This window comes from Marinobacter persicus (assembly GCF_900114155.1).
In the GTDB taxonomy this organism is placed as follows: domain Bacteria; phylum Pseudomonadota; class Gammaproteobacteria; order Pseudomonadales; family Oleiphilaceae; genus Marinobacter; species Marinobacter persicus.
This window is the reverse complement of the sequence record NZ_FOSC01000001.1, coordinates 312,207-326,322: the sequence shown is the minus strand read 5'-3', so window position 1 is coordinate 326,322 and position 14,116 is coordinate 312,207. Positions and strand designations below refer to the sequence as shown.

13 protein-coding genes are annotated in these 14,116 nt (G+C 60.7%); 10 read left to right on the top strand and 3 right to left on the bottom strand.

The window, feature by feature from the left end; translation table 11 throughout:
• Positions 1-2 precede the first annotated feature (2 nt).
• Both efp and epmA read left to right on the top strand, forming a co-directional pair.
• Positions 3-578, top strand: a complete 576-nt coding sequence (gene efp / locus BMZ63_RS01530) for an elongation factor P (protein WP_091700673.1) — start codon at positions 3-5, stop codon at positions 576-578.
• Between the two features lie 12 nt (positions 579-590).
• Positions 591-1,556, top strand: a complete 966-nt coding sequence (gene epmA, locus BMZ63_RS01525) for an EF-P lysine aminoacylase EpmA (RefSeq protein WP_091700953.1) — start codon at positions 591-593, stop codon at positions 1,554-1,556.
• Here epmA and asd read toward each other — a convergent pair.
• The gene (gene asd / locus BMZ63_RS01520; RefSeq protein WP_091700671.1) at positions 1,530-2,420 is read right to left on the bottom strand and encodes an archaetidylserine decarboxylase; all 891 of its coding nucleotides are present in this window, start codon (positions 2,418-2,420) and stop codon (positions 1,530-1,532) included. The two genes, epmA and asd, sit on opposite strands and share 27 nt — an antisense overlap.
• A gap of 144 nt (positions 2,421-2,564) precedes the next feature.
• On the opposite strand from asd, the gene motA reads away from it, so the two are divergent.
• Both motA and motB read left to right on the top strand, forming a co-directional pair.
• Positions 2,565-3,416 carry a flagellar motor stator protein MotA gene (motA, locus tag BMZ63_RS01515; protein ID WP_091700668.1) on the top strand — a complete coding sequence of 284 codons (852 nt, stop codon included), beginning with the start codon at positions 2,565-2,567 and terminating at the stop codon, positions 3,414-3,416.
• 33 nt (positions 3,417-3,449) lie between these two features.
• Positions 3,450-4,409, top strand: a complete 960-nt coding sequence (gene motB, locus BMZ63_RS01510) for a flagellar motor protein MotB (RefSeq protein ID WP_091700665.1) — start codon at positions 3,450-3,452, stop codon at positions 4,407-4,409.
• Between the two features lie 28 nt (positions 4,410-4,437).
• On the opposite strand, the gene rsgA is transcribed toward motB, so the two are convergent.
• Positions 4,438-5,493, bottom strand: a complete 1,056-nt coding sequence (gene rsgA, locus BMZ63_RS01505; protein ID WP_091700661.1) for a small ribosomal subunit biogenesis GTPase RsgA — start codon at positions 5,491-5,493, stop codon at positions 4,438-4,440.
• A gap of 506 nt (positions 5,494-5,999) precedes the next feature.
• Here rsgA and orn point away from each other — a divergent pair.
• Positions 6,000-6,545 (top strand): oligoribonuclease, encoded by a 546-nt coding sequence (orn, locus tag BMZ63_RS01500; RefSeq protein ID WP_091700658.1) that lies wholly within the window; start codon positions 6,000-6,002, stop codon positions 6,543-6,545.
• Here orn and queG read toward each other — a convergent pair.
• Positions 6,540-7,628 (bottom strand): tRNA epoxyqueuosine(34) reductase QueG, encoded by a 1,089-nt coding sequence (queG, locus tag BMZ63_RS01495; RefSeq protein ID WP_091700655.1) that lies wholly within the window; start codon positions 7,626-7,628, stop codon positions 6,540-6,542. The genes orn and queG overlap by 6 nt on opposite strands.
• Positions 7,629-7,784: 156 nt before the next feature.
• Here queG and BMZ63_RS01490 point away from each other — a divergent pair, with 156 nt between their 5' ends.
• From BMZ63_RS01490 to miaA, 5 genes are read left to right on the top strand one after another with little or no spacing between them, the layout of a single operon-like run.
• The gene (locus BMZ63_RS01490) at positions 7,785-9,344 is read left to right on the top strand and encodes an NAD(P)H-hydrate dehydratase (RefSeq protein ID WP_091700653.1); all 1,560 of its coding nucleotides are present in this window, start codon (positions 7,785-7,787) and stop codon (positions 9,342-9,344) included.
• Complete coding sequence (gene tsaE, locus BMZ63_RS01485; protein ID WP_091700651.1) at positions 9,341-9,835, top strand: tRNA (adenosine(37)-N6)-threonylcarbamoyltransferase complex ATPase subunit type 1 TsaE; 495 nt, start codon at positions 9,341-9,343, stop codon at positions 9,833-9,835. The genes BMZ63_RS01490 and tsaE overlap by 4 nt, the downstream gene beginning before the upstream one ends.
• The gene (locus tag BMZ63_RS01480; RefSeq protein WP_091700649.1) at positions 9,835-11,175 is read left to right on the top strand and encodes an N-acetylmuramoyl-L-alanine amidase; all 1,341 of its coding nucleotides are present in this window, start codon (positions 9,835-9,837) and stop codon (positions 11,173-11,175) included. The genes tsaE and BMZ63_RS01480 overlap by 1 nt, the downstream gene beginning before the upstream one ends.
• A 20-nt stretch (positions 11,176-11,195) precedes the next feature.
• Positions 11,196-13,097, top strand: a complete 1,902-nt coding sequence (gene mutL / locus BMZ63_RS01475) for a DNA mismatch repair endonuclease MutL (RefSeq protein WP_091700647.1) — start codon at positions 11,196-11,198, stop codon at positions 13,095-13,097.
• Positions 13,097-14,101, top strand: coding sequence for a tRNA (adenosine(37)-N6)-dimethylallyltransferase MiaA (miaA, locus tag BMZ63_RS01470; protein WP_091700645.1), 1,005 nt, complete (start codon positions 13,097-13,099; stop codon positions 14,099-14,101). The genes mutL and miaA overlap by 1 nt, the downstream gene beginning before the upstream one ends.
• Positions 14,102-14,116 lie beyond the last annotated feature (15 nt).

Below are 14,116 nucleotides of genomic sequence, written 5' to 3'. Positions count from 1 at the left end.
TCATGGCTTCATATTCTACCAACGAATTTCGCAGCGGTCTCAAGGTTTTGCTGGATGGCGATCCCTGCATCATGCTGGAGAACGAATTCGTCAAGCCGGGCAAGGGCCAGGCGTTCAACCGGGTGAAACTGCGCAACCTGATGACCAACCGGGTCTGGGAGCGCACTTTCAAGTCCGGTGAGAGCCTGGAAGCGGCCGATGTGGTCGAGCTGGAAATGGAATACCTGTATTCCGATGGCGAGTTCTGGTACTTCATGATGACCGACGGCTCCTTTGAGCAGTATCCGGCCAGCGAAAAAGCCGTTGGCGATACCGTCAAGTGGCTCAAGGAGCAGGACAAGTACACCGTCACTCTTTACAACGATGCGCCTTTGTCGGTCACCCCGCCGAACTTTGTTGAGCTGGAAGTGGTCGACACTGATCCGGGCATGAAGGGTGACACCGCCCAGGGCGGCTCCAAGCCGGCGACCCTGTCCACCGGCGCGGTGGTGAATGTGCCCCTGTTTATCACCATTGGCGAAGTGCTGAAGGTGGATACCCGTACTGGCGAATACGTCAGCCGTGTCAAAAGCAGCTGATCGAGCTTGAGTGTGTCTGCTTCTGACTGGCAGCCCACCGCTTCACTGGAAACGCTGAAAAGCCGCGCACGGCAACTGCAATACGTGCGCGGCTTTTTTGCGCGCCGGCAGGTCATGGAAGTGGAGACACCGGTGCTGGGTCGCTTTGGCGTGACGGATGTGAATCTGGATGGTATTCCCGCCTTTCCTGATGCCGGGCCGTCACCTTCCTGGTGGCTGCAGACCTCCCCCGAATACCACATGAAGCGGCTTCTGGCTGCCGGTGCCGGGTCGATTTACCAGGTGGCACGGGTCTTCCGCAAGGGTGAGCGGGGGCGCCGACACAATCCTGAATTTTCCATGCTCGAGTGGTACCGGGAAGGGTTTACCGATCAGCAACTGATGGCCGAGGTGGGTGATCTGGTGTGCCAGTGGCTTGAATGTCCGGAACCTGATCAGTTGCCGTACCGTGAAGCGGTTCGGCGCTACGCCGGCTTTGATCCCATGACCATTACCGACCATGACCTGGGCCGGTACTGCCAGCGGTGGCTGGAGCCTGAACAACTGGCGGGGCTGGGTCGTGATGGCTGCCTGGACCTGGTGATGAGTTTTCGCGTGGAGCCGGAACTGGGCCGCAAGCGACCGGTGTTTATTACCCGTTATCCAGCCTCGCAGGCGGCCCTGGCGCGGGTGTCCCCAGACGACGGCTACCCGGTGGCCCATCGGTTCGAGTTGTATATCAACGGGCTGGAGTTGTGTAACGGTTACTGGGAACTGACAGACGCCGAGGAGCAGAAGCGGCGGTTCGAGGCGGACAATCGCCAGCGTCGGGCGAACGGGAAAGCCGACATGCCCGTGGATGGGCGTCTGCTGGCCGCGCTGGAAGCCGGTTTGCCTGCCTGTTCCGGGGTGGCTCTGGGTCTGGACCGCCTGTTAATGCTGAAAGTGGGCGCCGGCTCGATTGACGAAGTGTTAGCTTTCCCCGCCGATCGGGCCTGACTTTGAAAGCCCGGAAAGCGTGCCAAAGGCTTCGCCCAGACGCACGGTTTTGCTGGCTGTCTGTTCTCTGTTCCACTGCACAGATCCTTGTGGCATCACCGCGATAACGGTTGACCCCAGGCGGAAGCGGCCCATTTCTTCGCCTTTCTCGAAACGCGGTGCGTCATCGCCCTGGTAGTGCCAGTGGCTGACCTGGTGAGGGTTGGGAGCCACAATGCCGGCCCAGGTGGTTTCCACGCTGCCGACAATCATGGCGCCTACCAGTACCAGCGCCATCGGTCCGGCATCGGTGTCGAAGATGCACACCACCCGTTCGTTGCGGGCGAACAGGTTGGGCACGTTGTCGGCGGTGGTCGGGTTAACCGAAAACAGCTTGCCGGGCACATACACCATCTCTTTCAAGGTGCCTGCCATGGGCATGTGAATGCGGTGGTAGTCGCTTGGCGACAGGTACAGGGTGGCAAACTCGCCGTCGGTGAAGGGGGTCGCCCGCTCGGGGCTGCCACCCAGCAGCTCGAACAGGCTGAATGACTGGCCCTTGGCCTGGAAAACACGATCCTGATTGACCTGTCCGAGCTGGCTGATCGTACCATCCACCGGGCTGACGAAAACGTCATCACCTCCATCGATCGGCCGGGCGCCGTCTTTGAGCGCCCGGGTGAAGAAGGCGTTGAACGTCGGGTAGGCGGTGAAGTCCGGCTCGGCGGCCTCGCTCATGTTTACGCCGTAACGGCCGATAAACCATTTGATCACCCGGCGCCTCAAACCGGAGGCTCTGGCGCTGTCGGCCAGGCGGCCGGCCAGATGGGAAATCGCCAGTTGCGGGGTAAGGTACTGGCTGAAAACAAACAGCTTATCAAGCATTCGGAACATCTCTTACGTTAAAACGGCCGGTAAGTTTATCAAATTGTAACCGGTCGATAGAAATGCTTTTCAGGGCTTCGCGGTCATGGCAGAGGCTTGCTATGATCGGTCTCCTTAACCGGAACAAAGGTGTGTGTTGATCCCATGTTGTTGATTATTGGTGCTGTAATTGTTGTTGCCAGTGTTCTGGGTGGCTATGTGCTGCACGGGGGGAACCTCGCCGTGCTGTGGCAACCGACGGAAGTGCTGATTATCGGCGGTGCTGCCGTGGGCTCCTTCATCATCGCCAACCCCATGCACACGGTTAAGGAAGTGGGACAGGGAGTGGTGCGGCTGCTCACCGGTTCTCCGTACAACAAGTCCTATTACATGGACCTTCTGAGCCTGTTGTACGAGATCTTCGATAAATCACGAAAGCAGGGGGTGATGGCGATTGAGGAAGACATCGATAACCCGGAATCCAGCCAGATTTTCACCCGCTATCCGGCGGTGATGAAGTCAAAGCATCTGCTGGACTTTATTACCGATTACCTGCGCATTATCAGTACCGGCAATATGGCGGCACATGAGCTCGAGGGCATGATGGAGAACGAAATCGAGAGCCGTCAGCACGAACTCGAAGAGCCCTCCCACGCTGTCAATAAGATTGCCGATGCCCTGCCGGGCCTGGGTATCGTGGCGGCGGTGCTGGGTATCGTGATCACCATGAACTACATGTCCGAAGGTCCGGAGAAAATCGGCCTGAGCGTGGCGGCCGCCCTGGTGGGTACCTTCCTGGGTATCTGGATGGGCTATGGTTTTGTCGGCCCCACGGCCATCGCCCTGGAGCATTCCGCCAAGTACGAACTGAAAGCCTACGACTGCGTTAAATCGGCGGTGGTGGCTACGGTTTCCGGACAGGCCCCGCAGATGGCCATTGAGTTTGGCCGAAAGGCCCTGCCCACCGACAAACGGCCCGGGTTCCAGGAACTGAACGACCACGTTCGGTCCAAGTAACCACCGGCACCCCCGGGCACGACGGAGTAAGGCGTGGAAGAGCAGCCGATAATCATCAAGCGCAAGAAAAAGGTGGTCGCCGGCCATCATGGTGGCTCGTGGAAGGTCGCCTTTGCCGACTTCGCCACTGCCATGATGGCGTTCTTTCTGGTGATGTGGCTGACCGCGACCGCCACGCCGGAACAGAAGCTGGCGGTGTCGAGTTACTTCAAGGACCCGGTCGGTTTTACCGAGGGTGGTTCACCCAACCCGGTTGATATGGGGGGCAGCGCTTCGGTGGTGGACGAAACGCCTCAGGATGAAGCCACGAACCAGATTCAGCTTGAAGACGAGACCGTGGACGAGTTGTCCGAAACCCTTGAGCAGCGGCGGATGGAAGAGCTGTTCCAGGAGCTGAACGAGCGCATCGAGCAGAGTGAAACCCTGCAGGAGTTCAAGGACCAGCTGCTGATTGACATCACCGACGAGGGCCTGCGCATACAGATCGTCGACCGCTCCGGCCGGCCCATGTTCGACAGCGGCCGGGACGAACTCAAGTACTACTCCCAGGACATCCTGTTTGAACTGGCCAAGACCCTGGGCTCGGTTAACAACAAACTCAGCATCACTGGCCACACCGATGCCACACCGTTCAGTGGTCGCCCCGGTTACACCAACTGGGAGCTGTCAGCCGACCGGGCCAACACGGCGCGCCGGGCCCTGGTGGCCGGTGGCGTGCGCCCGGAGCAGATTGGCCGGGTGGTGGGCCTGAGTGACTCGGTGCTGTTCGACAAGGAAAACCCGCAGGCCCCGGTAAACCGGCGCATCTCGATTATCGTGCTGAACAAGAAAACCGCTGACGACATCCAGAGCGATGCCTCGCGCTCGGACAGGCCATTGATTGATCTGACGGAGCCGAGCGAGGAAGATCAGCAGCAGGCGACGGAGCAGTTGGAGGGGGGCGACTGGTTCCAGGCTCCGGACGAGCCTGAAGAAGGCGAGCTCAACTGGTAACGAGCCGGCAGGGCGCCTGGCGGTTTTATCAGGACAGCTTGAGCCCGCGCGCATTCTGCTCGGCCATGTCGTGCAGAATGCGATGAAAGCTTTTCAGCCGCTCCGGTGAAATTTCCCCCGACTCGGCGGCGGCATCCAGTGCGCAGCCCGGGTCACCCATGTGCCGGCAGTTGCGGAACTTGCACAGGCCAATCAGCGGACGAATCTCCCGAAAACCGTATTCCAGTTCCTGTGGCGTCATGTGCCACAGGCCGAACTCCCGAATGCCCGGTGAATCAATCAGTGCACCGCCCATGGGCAGGTGAAACAGCTTCGCTGTAGTGGTGGTGTGAACACCCTTGCCAGTACTCTGCGACACCGCGCCCACTCGCAAGTGTTCATCCGGCAGCAGCGTCTGGATGATCGATGACTTGCCCACCCCGGACTGGCCCACAAACACACTGGTTTTGTCCCGAACCAGTGCTTCTACCTCCGGCGCCGGCGAGGTCTGGCTGTTCGCGGCAGATGTGCGCACCACCTCATAGCCCAGCCTCTGATAACGGGCCATGAGGGTGTCGATGTGGTCGCGGTTGTGGTCGTCTATCAGGTCGGTCTTGTTGAGCAGGATAACCGCCGGTATGTCTGCGGTTTCGGAGGCCACCAGGTAGCGGTCAATCAGGTTGTCGTGGGGCTCCGGCTCGGGCGCGATCACCAGAATGATGTGATCAATGTTCGCTGCCACCGGCTTCAGCGCCCCGAAATTGTCCGGCCGCTGTAGCAGATTCCCCCGGTCGCAGCGGGCCACAATCACCCCGGTCTCGCTCTTGCCCGGTCGCCAGATCACCTTGTCGCCGGTCACCAGGCTGTCGATGTTGGCCCGCACAAAACACCGGAATACCTGTCCGGCATCCTCTCCTTCCAGCGCCTCGATATCCAGTTGCTGGCCAAAGTGGGCAATGACCAGCCCTTCCTGCTCGGCTCCCAGTTCGCCGGCCTCGGCCTGCTCCTGAACCACTTTTTCCTTGCGGGCAGCACGGCTGGCGCGCTCTTTCTGGATTTTTTCGATACGCCACTGCTGGCGTTTGTTCAGTCTGCGTTTGGCCATTTGCTTGCACGTTTTCCGGGGAAGTGGTGTGACACATGATACGTGAATCATGGACAATGGGTTAACTTCGGTGCTCGCTTGGGTATTGTAAGACTGCAAGTTTAGCGGTGCGCGCCGGGCGGGTAGGCCTTCCCAGGAGACGCTACGAGCACATCCATGTGCGCTTAGCTGAAGCCATCCATGGCTTCAGATACTCCTGGGAAGGCCTACCCGCCCAGCGCTTTCGATCAAACTGCTATTCGCTAATGATGGCTCTGCCGTCGCGGGCGTCATTCAGCAATGCTTCCGTTGAATTGCCGTAAAATGGTTTTGAACTTATTAAGTCGAATCATGGTGCGGAATGCACTTTGTCCAAGCGTGCGGGTGTGGGTTGGCTTCACGGGACTGTCTGCAGCATGGATGCTGCAGTCAAGCGTACAGGGACGTATCCACAGCGTGTCCCGTGAAGCCAACCCACATCCGTACCGGCACCTTAAACCAGCATGCAAAATAGAGAGCCCAGGAATATGACAGAGCAAAACAGCAAACTGGTCTGGATCGATCTGGAAATGACCGGCCTGGATCCGGAAAAGGAACGCATCATTGAAATGGCAACGATCATCACCGACTCGGAGCTTAACACCGTCGCCGAAGGCCCGGTGATCGCTATTAACCAGCCAACCAGTCTGCTGGATGCCATGGATGAATGGTGCACCAACACCCACGGTGCCAGCGGGCTCACCCAGCGGGTCAAGGAAAGCAACGTCACCGAAGCGGAGGCCGAACAGCTGACCCTGGAGTTCCTGAAAGAACACCTGTCAGCCGGCGAGTCGCCCCTGTGTGGCAACAGCATCGGCCAGGACCGGCGCTTCCTGGTTAAATACATGCCCGAGCTGGAAGCCTTCTTCCATTACCGGAACCTGGACGTCTCCACCATCAAGGAGCTCGCCCGCCGCTGGCGCCCGGACGTACTCGATGGCGTAAAGAAAAAAGGCAGCCACCTGGCACTGGACGACATTCGTGATTCCATTAACGAGTTGCGCCACTACCGGGAAACCTTCTTCAAGCTATAAGCCATGCCGGCGCAGGGCCCAGGCTACGTGCTCGCGTACCAGTTCTGACGGGTGATCGGCCCGCTGTTTAAGCGCCTCGATCACCGGAATGGTGGACGGCGCGTTGCCCAGCCCGACCGCCAGGTTGCGCAGCCAGTTTTCGTAACCGGTACGGCGGATGGCCGAGCCTTCGGTGCGCTTGAGGAATTCCTCTTCGCTCCACAGAAACAGTTCGGCGAGTTCCGAATTTTCCAGGCCATGCCTCGGCTGAAAGTCGTTTTCCGCCGTGGCCTTGCTGAATTTGTTCCAGGGGCACACCAGTTGGCAGTCGTCGCAGCCGAACACCCGGTTGCCCATTTTTGCGCGCAGTTCTTCTGGGATGGGGCCCTTGAGCTCGATGGTCAGGTAGCTGATGCAGCGCCGGGCATCGAGTAAGTGGGCGCCAACAAAGGCGTCGGTCGGGCAGACCTCCAGGCAGGCGGAACAGGAGCCGCAGTGTTGTTTTTCAAAGGGCTCGTCCACCGGTAATGGCGCACTGGTGAAGATTTCACCCAGAAAGAAATAGGAACCGGCTTTCGGGTGAATCAGCATGTTGTTCTTGCCGATCCAGCCCAGCCCGGCGCGCTGTGCCAGTCCACGCTCCAGTACCGGTGCGCTGTCCACGAAGGCTCGGTAGTCGTAACCGCTGACGGCTTCGTCAATCCATTTGGCCAGCGTCGCCAGGCGCTTGCGCATCAGTTTGTGATAATCCCGGCCCAGGGCGTAGCGGGTGACATAGGCCTTTTCCCGGTTGGTCAGCACCTCTTTCGGGTTGTCCGGTGCCGGCAGATAATCCAGGCGAACCGAGATGACCCGTGTGGTGCCAGGCACCAGTGAGTCCGGCGTGTAGCGTTTGTCGCCGTGGTCGGCCATGTAACCCATCTGGCCGTGGTAGCCGGCGGCCAGCCAGCGTTGCAGGCGTTCGGCGTGGGGGCCGGTCTGTGCCGTGGTAATGCCGATGTCGGCAAAGCCCAGTTCCCGGCCCCATTGACGAATGTGCTCCGGAAGGGCGTTCAGGGATGGGTCGGTACCGGGTTTGTCCGTGGTGTTCGTGTTGCTGGCCATGGAGCGTCCTGGGGCGGGTGGCCCGTGAAAAATTAGCCCGGAAGATTTAATTTGATTAAGTTATGACCTTCTTTTCTGTTTTGCTATGCTTTACAGGTATCTGGCTAAAGGTCTTAAACCGAATTCTTTGCCTGCATCTCATTGGAGCCTCGGCCCATGCCGACACAGACCGTGCACAGTTTACCAGAACGGCTTTATTCCGCCGATTCCGTTCGGGTCATGGATCGCTACCTGATCGATCAGCAGGGCGTGGATGGCTTCGAGCTGATGCAATCGGCGGCCCGCGCCGCCTTTCGTCAGTTGCGCAAGGGCTTCCCGGAGGCCGGGCGGGTTCTGGCGCTTTGTGGTGCCGGCAATAACGGTGGCGATGGCTACCTGGTGGCGGTGAATGCTCTTCGCCATGGCCTGGAGGCCCGTTGCGTGGCGGTAGCGCCGGTTGAAAAGCTGTCTGGTGATGCGCAAAAGGCTGCCAGCCAGGCCCGCGCCGAAGGCGTGGACATTCTGGAATTGTCCGGGCTGACCGCCGCTGAACTGCAAGCCATGCTGTCTGCGGCCGATGTTGTCGTGGATGCCATGCTTGGCACGGGTGTAACCGGGGCCGCGAGAGAACCGGTTGCCGGGGTGATTCGCCAGCTCAATGAGACCGGCAAGCCGGTGCTGGCCATCGATTTGCCTTCCGGGCTGGATGCCACCACCGGTTGGGCGGAAGGCGAAGTGGTCCGCGCCTCGCTTACTGTCAGTTTTATTGGCGCCAAGGCGGGGCTTTACACCGGTAAGGGCGTGGGTGCCTGTGGTCGTGTGGTTGTCGAGCCCCTGGCCATGGCGGAGCAGGGCGAGGACGGCCAGCAGTCGCCCTTGGCTGAACGCTATGATTGGCCGGCTTGCCGGCGCTGGCTGGCGCCCAGGGCCCTCGATGCCCACAAGGGCGCGTTTGGTCATGTGTTGGTGGTGGCGGGAGATCACGGCTTTGGCGGTGCCGGCATCATGGCAGCGGAAGCGGCCGCCCGCTCCGGGGCCGGGTTGGTGACACTGGCCACGCGCCCGGAGCATGTGCCGGCGTCGCTTAGCCGTTGTCCCTGGGTGATGGCCCGGGGCGTCAGTAATGGCGGCGAGCTTGTGCCCCTGCTGACCCAGGCCGATGTGGTGGTTTGTGGCCCGGGGTTAGGTAAGTCCGCCTGGGGACAGCAGTTGCTGCAACTGGTGTTGGCCAGTGATAAACCCCGGATACTCGATGCGGATGCCCTGAACCTGTTGGCGGACCAGACCCCTGAGCCTTTTGCCCGCCAGGTGTTAACGCCACACCCCGGAGAAGCCGCGCGATTGTTGCATTGCCGCGTCTCGGACATTGAGGAAGACCGACTGGCAGCGGCCCAGGCCTTGCAGCGGACCTATGGTGGCGTTGCCCTCCTGAAAGGCGCCGGCACCGTGGTGGCAACGGGAGCCGGACTGCCGGCTATTATCGCCGGCGGCAATCCGGGCATGGCCACCGGCGGCATGGGCGATGTGCTTTCCGGTATCATCGGCGGTCTGTATGGTCAAACCGGTGGCGCGGGCAAGTCCGCAATTGCCGGGGCATGTGCCCATCTTCAGGCGGCCGACAACGCCGCCAGGATCCAGGGGTATATCAGCCTGCTGCCGGGAGACGTGATCGATGCCCTGGCCGGAGTGTTCAGGCAGGTTCAGTGTATGACGGGAAACGACCGGGAGGATGAATGAGCATTTTTGGTAATGAACGCCGGTTGTTCCTGGAAGGTGAAGCGGAAACCGAGCATCTGGGCGATGAGTTGGCCCGGTTGATCAAGGCCTCGGAGCATGGGGCAACCTTGTATCTGGATGGTGATCTGGGAATGGGGAAAACCACGCTCAGTCGTGGTTTCATGCGTCGTCTGGGTCATCAGGGGGCGGTCAAGAGCCCCACCTACACGCTGGTTGAGCCATACGAGCAGTTGCAGCCGGTGGTGTACCATTTTGATCTTTACCGGTTGGGTGACCCGGAAGAGCTGGAATACATGGGTATCCGGGACTATTTCACCGAAGCCAGCGTGTGCCTGGTGGAGTGGCCGGAACGGGGCAAGGGCGTACTGCCTGAGCCGGATCTGGAGATCCATCTGGAGCGGGAAGGCGAGGGGCGCTCGGTGGTGCTCCGGGCACGCTCGGAGTTCGGCGCCTCGCTGCTCAATGAAATCGAGCTGATAGGGCGGCACTGATGAAAACCATTTTTGCGATGATCTGGGCTTTCTCGCTGCTTGCGCTGGCCGGTACCGTTTCGGCGGCCGGCAAGGTGGAAGGTGTGCGTATCTGGCCAGCGCCGGACCACACACGGCTGGTGTTCGACACCGCCAGTCAAGTCAGCCATAACGTATTTTCACTGTCATCTCCGGACCGGTTGGTCATTGACCTTGAGAATGTGTCTTTGGCCACCGATTTCAGCCAGGTGGACCTGGAAGGCAGCCCGATCAAACGGATCCGTAGTGCCCCCCGCAATGGAGACGACCTGCGGGTGGTGCTGGATCTGAAATCGGAAATCAAACCCCGCAGCTTTCTGCTGGACCCTAACCAGCAATACGGCCACCGGCTGGTGATTGACCTGGTGGATGAGAAGGGCACACGCGTCGAGCGCGCCCAGAGCCCGACCGTGACCCAGAACGCCGACGGCAAACGTGATGTCATTGTGGTGGTGGATGCCGGACACGGCGGCGAAGATCCCGGTGCCATCGGCCCGGCCGGTACCCGCGAGAAAGACGTGGTACTGGCGATGGCCAAGAAACTGGCTGATCTGATCAACCAGCAACCGGGTTATACCGCCAAACTGACGCGTACGGGGGACTATTACATCGGCTTGCGTAACCGCACCATTCTGGCGCGCAAATACAACGCCGACCTGTTCGTTTCCGTGCATGCCGACGCCTTCCGTACGCCTCGGCCAAAAGGCGCGTCGGTGTTTGCCCTGTCCCAGCGTGGGGCTACCAGTGAGACCGCGCGCTGGCTGGCACGGAGTGAAAACCGGGCAGATTTGATAGGTGGTGCCGGCAGCCTGTCTCTTGAGGGGCGTGATGACATGCTCGCGGGCGTGTTGCTGGACTTGTCCATGACCGCGAGCATCAATGCCAGCCTGGGCGTGGGCAGCTCCATTCTGGGCCGCCTGGGCAGTGTGACCGAGCTGCACAAGCCGGGTGTGGAACAGGCGGCGTTCGCAGTGCTGAAATCGCCGGATATTCCCTCGATACTGGTGGAGGCCGGTTTTATCTCCAACCCCACCGAGGAGAAAAATCTGGGTTCGTACCGGTATCGTGAGCGCCTGGCCCGGGCGGTGATGCAGGGTATTGATGAATACTTCCAGAAAACCCCGCCACCGGGCACTCTGCTGGCCTGGAAGAAACAGAATGGTGGCGACAGTCAGGTAAGCCAGTACCGTATCCAGCGTGGCGACACTCTCTCTGCCGTGGCGCGAGAGAACCAGACGACCGTCAGCGAGCTCATGCGCTTTAACGGGATGAACGATGATCGTGTTATGGTAGGGCAAACCATTCGCATCCCATCATCGTGAACTTGAGGTAAGTCCCGGATATGCCCCACATTCAGTTGCTCTCGCCCCGACTGGCCAACCAGATAGCCGCCGGCGAGGTAGTAGAGCGGCCCGCCTCGGTTGTCAAAGAGCTGGTTGAAAATGCGCTTGATGCCGGTGCCCAAAGGGTGGATATCGAAATCGAGCAGGGCGGCGCCAAGCTGATCCGGGTGCGGGATGACGGCTCCGGTATCGGCGAGGCCGATCTGCCGCTGGCTCTCAGCCGTCATGCCACCAGTAAGATCACGACCCTGGACGATCTGGAAGCCGTTGGAACGCTTGGTTTCCGTGGCGAGGCCCTGGCCAGTATCAGTTCGGTGTCCCGGCTGGCGCTGACTTCCCGCACGGAAGATCAGGAAGCGGCGGCGCGGGTAGAGGTGGAGGGCCGGGATATGGCCGCCAGTATTTCCCCGGCCGCCCACCCGGTGGGCACCACGGTGGAAGTCCGGGATCTGTTCTTCAACACCCCGGCCCGGCGCAAATTCCTGCGCACCGAAAAAACCGAATTCAATCATGTGGACGAATGCATTCGCCGGCAGGCCCTGGGCCGGTTTGATGCGGGGTTCACCCTGCGTCACAACCAGCGCACCGTGCAGAGCCTGCGTCCGGCACATAGCGATCTGGACAAGGAACGGCGCATCGGTTCGCTGTGCGGTCAGCAGTTCATCGACAACGCCGTGGTTATTGACGCTGAAGCGACCGGTTTGCGGTTGTGGGGCTGGGTGGCATTGCCGACGTTTTCACGGAGCCAGGCGGACCTGCAGTATTTCTTCGTCAATGGTCGGGTGATCCGCGACAAACTGGTGGCCCACGCGGTGCGCCAGGCCTACCGGGATGTGCTCTACAACAATCGCCACCCGGCGTTTGTACTCTATCTCGAAGTGGATCCGGCCACGGTCGATGTCAACGTACATCCCACCAAGCACGAAGTGCGTTTCCGGGATGGACGGCTGGTTCATGATTTTATTTTCCGTACCCTGCACAAGGCATTGGCGGATGTTCGCCCGGATGACCATTTCCGGGGGGCGGTCGCCCAGTCCGTTGGCCGGGAGGCGGAAGCCGCTACCGGTTTTGGCCCACAACACCCGGCACCCACGCCCGGGGCGCAGCCGCAACCTGCTCCGGATGTCCGGGGGGCGGGCCATGGAGGGGCTTTCGGCGGCTACGGTTCCCATGGTGGCCAGCCGGCAACTGACTGGCAGGCGAGCGACCAGATGGCGTTCTACCAGTCACTGAACCAGGGTGGTGGAGTGAGTGGGGCTGAGTCCGCCACCTCATCGCCGGCGCCGGCCGTGACACCGCCGCAAGATGCTGAAGAGGAGCCGCCGCTGGGCTACGCCATTGCTCAGTTGCACGGCATCTATATTCTGGCCCAGAGCCGCTCGGGAATGATTGTGGTGGATATGCATGCAGCCCATGAGCGAATTACCTACGAGCGCATGAAGCGGGCGCTGGCCGAGCAGGACCTGAAAAGCCAGCCCCTGCTGGTGCCGGTATCGCTGGCGGTCAGCCAGAAAGAAGCGGCACTGGTGGAAAGCCATGGTCCGGAGTTGCAGCAACTGGGCCTGCAGATCGAGCGCCTGGGCCCGGAAACCCTGGCAGTGCGCCAGATCCCGGCGTTATTGCGCGGTGCGGACACCGAACAGCTGGTGCGGGACGTGCTGGCGGATCTGATCCAGCACGGCCAGAGTGACCGGGTGGAAGCCATGACCCACGAGCTTCTGGGCACCATGGCCTGTCACGGCTCTGTTCGCGCCAACCGCCAACTGACTATTCCTGAAATGAATTCCCTGCTGCGCGACATGGAAGCCACCGAGCGCAGTGGCCAGTGCAACCACGGCCGCCCCACCTGGACGCTGGTGACGCTCTCCGAGCTGGACAAACTGTTTTTGCGGGGGCGTTAATGGCAAAGCCGCTCGCCATATTCCTGATGGGCCCCACCGCCTCCGGTAAGACCGATCTGGCCCTGCAATTGTGCGACCAGTTGCCCTGCGAGATCATCAGCGTGGACTCGGCGATGATTTACCGGGGCATGGATATCGGTACCGCCAAGCCCTCGGCCGACGAGCTGGCCCGTGCCCCGCATCGCCTGATTGATATTTGTGACCCGGCCGAGACCTATTCCGCCGCCGACTTCCGTCGGGATGCACTGGCCGAGATGGCGGAAATCACCGCCCGGGGCCGCATCCCGTTGCTGGTCGGGGGCACCATGATGTATTTCAAGGCACTGCTCAGCGGCATGTCGAACCTGCCTTCGGCCAGTCCGGAGCTGCGGGCGACGATTGAGGCGGAGGCCGAAGAGCGAGGCTGGCAAGCCCTGCATGACGAACTATCGGCGAAGGACCCGGAAGCGGCGGCCCGGATTCACCCGAATAATCGTCAGCGCCTGATGCGCGCTGTGGAAGTGCTTCGTCTGACCGGAAAGCCCATTTCGCAATTCTGGCAGGCCGGGACCGGTCAGGGGTCCAGTGTCGATGATTCCACGTATACCACGCAGTGGCAGGCAGACGAACAGGCCGGCCTGCCGTATACTGTGGTCCAGTTTGCACTGGCGCCGGCTGATCGGGCAGTTCTGCATCAACGCATCCGGCAGCGTTTCATCGAGATGCTTCATGCCGGTTTTCTTGATGAGGTCCGGGCGTTAATGGCCCGGGGAGACCTGGAGCCTGACATGCCATCCATGCGCTGCGTTGGTTACCGCCAGGCGTGGGAACATCTTGCCGGCGAAACCGACTATGATGGTTTTGTCGACAAGGGCGTCGCGGCTACCCGTCAGCTGGCAAAGCGGCAGCTGACCTGGTTGCGCAAATGGACGGATGTTCACTGGCTGGCCGGTGCCGATCCGGCGCACGTTTTGGGAACCTTGAAAAAACAGGGGTGTCCCATCACATTGAAAACTGATAATTGACGATCTGCACTTACT

Coding starts and splice junctions, on each gene's coding strand:
- queG (WP_091700655.1), bottom strand. CDS start 7,628: ATGGCCAGCAACACGAACACCACGGACAAACCCGGTACCGACCCATCC.
- motA (WP_091700668.1), top strand. CDS start 2,565: ATGTTGTTGATTATTGGTGCTGTAATTGTTGTTGCCAGTGTTCTGGGT.
- BMZ63_RS01490 (WP_091700653.1), top strand. CDS start 7,785: ATGCCGACACAGACCGTGCACAGTTTACCAGAACGGCTTTATTCCGCC.
- mutL (WP_091700647.1), top strand. CDS start 11,196: ATGCCCCACATTCAGTTGCTCTCGCCCCGACTGGCCAACCAGATAGCC.
- asd (WP_091700671.1), bottom strand. CDS start 2,420: ATGCTTGATAAGCTGTTTGTTTTCAGCCAGTACCTTACCCCGCAACTG.
- BMZ63_RS01480 (WP_091700649.1), top strand. CDS start 9,835: ATGAAAACCATTTTTGCGATGATCTGGGCTTTCTCGCTGCTTGCGCTG.
- efp (WP_091700673.1), top strand. CDS start 3: ATGGCTTCATATTCTACCAACGAATTTCGCAGCGGTCTCAAGGTTTTG.
- orn (WP_091700658.1), top strand. CDS start 6,000: ATGACAGAGCAAAACAGCAAACTGGTCTGGATCGATCTGGAAATGACC.
- tsaE (WP_091700651.1), top strand. CDS start 9,341: ATGAGCATTTTTGGTAATGAACGCCGGTTGTTCCTGGAAGGTGAAGCG.
- miaA (WP_091700645.1), top strand. CDS start 13,097: ATGGCAAAGCCGCTCGCCATATTCCTGATGGGCCCCACCGCCTCCGGT.
- rsgA (WP_091700661.1), bottom strand. CDS start 5,493: ATGGCCAAACGCAGACTGAACAAACGCCAGCAGTGGCGTATCGAAAAA.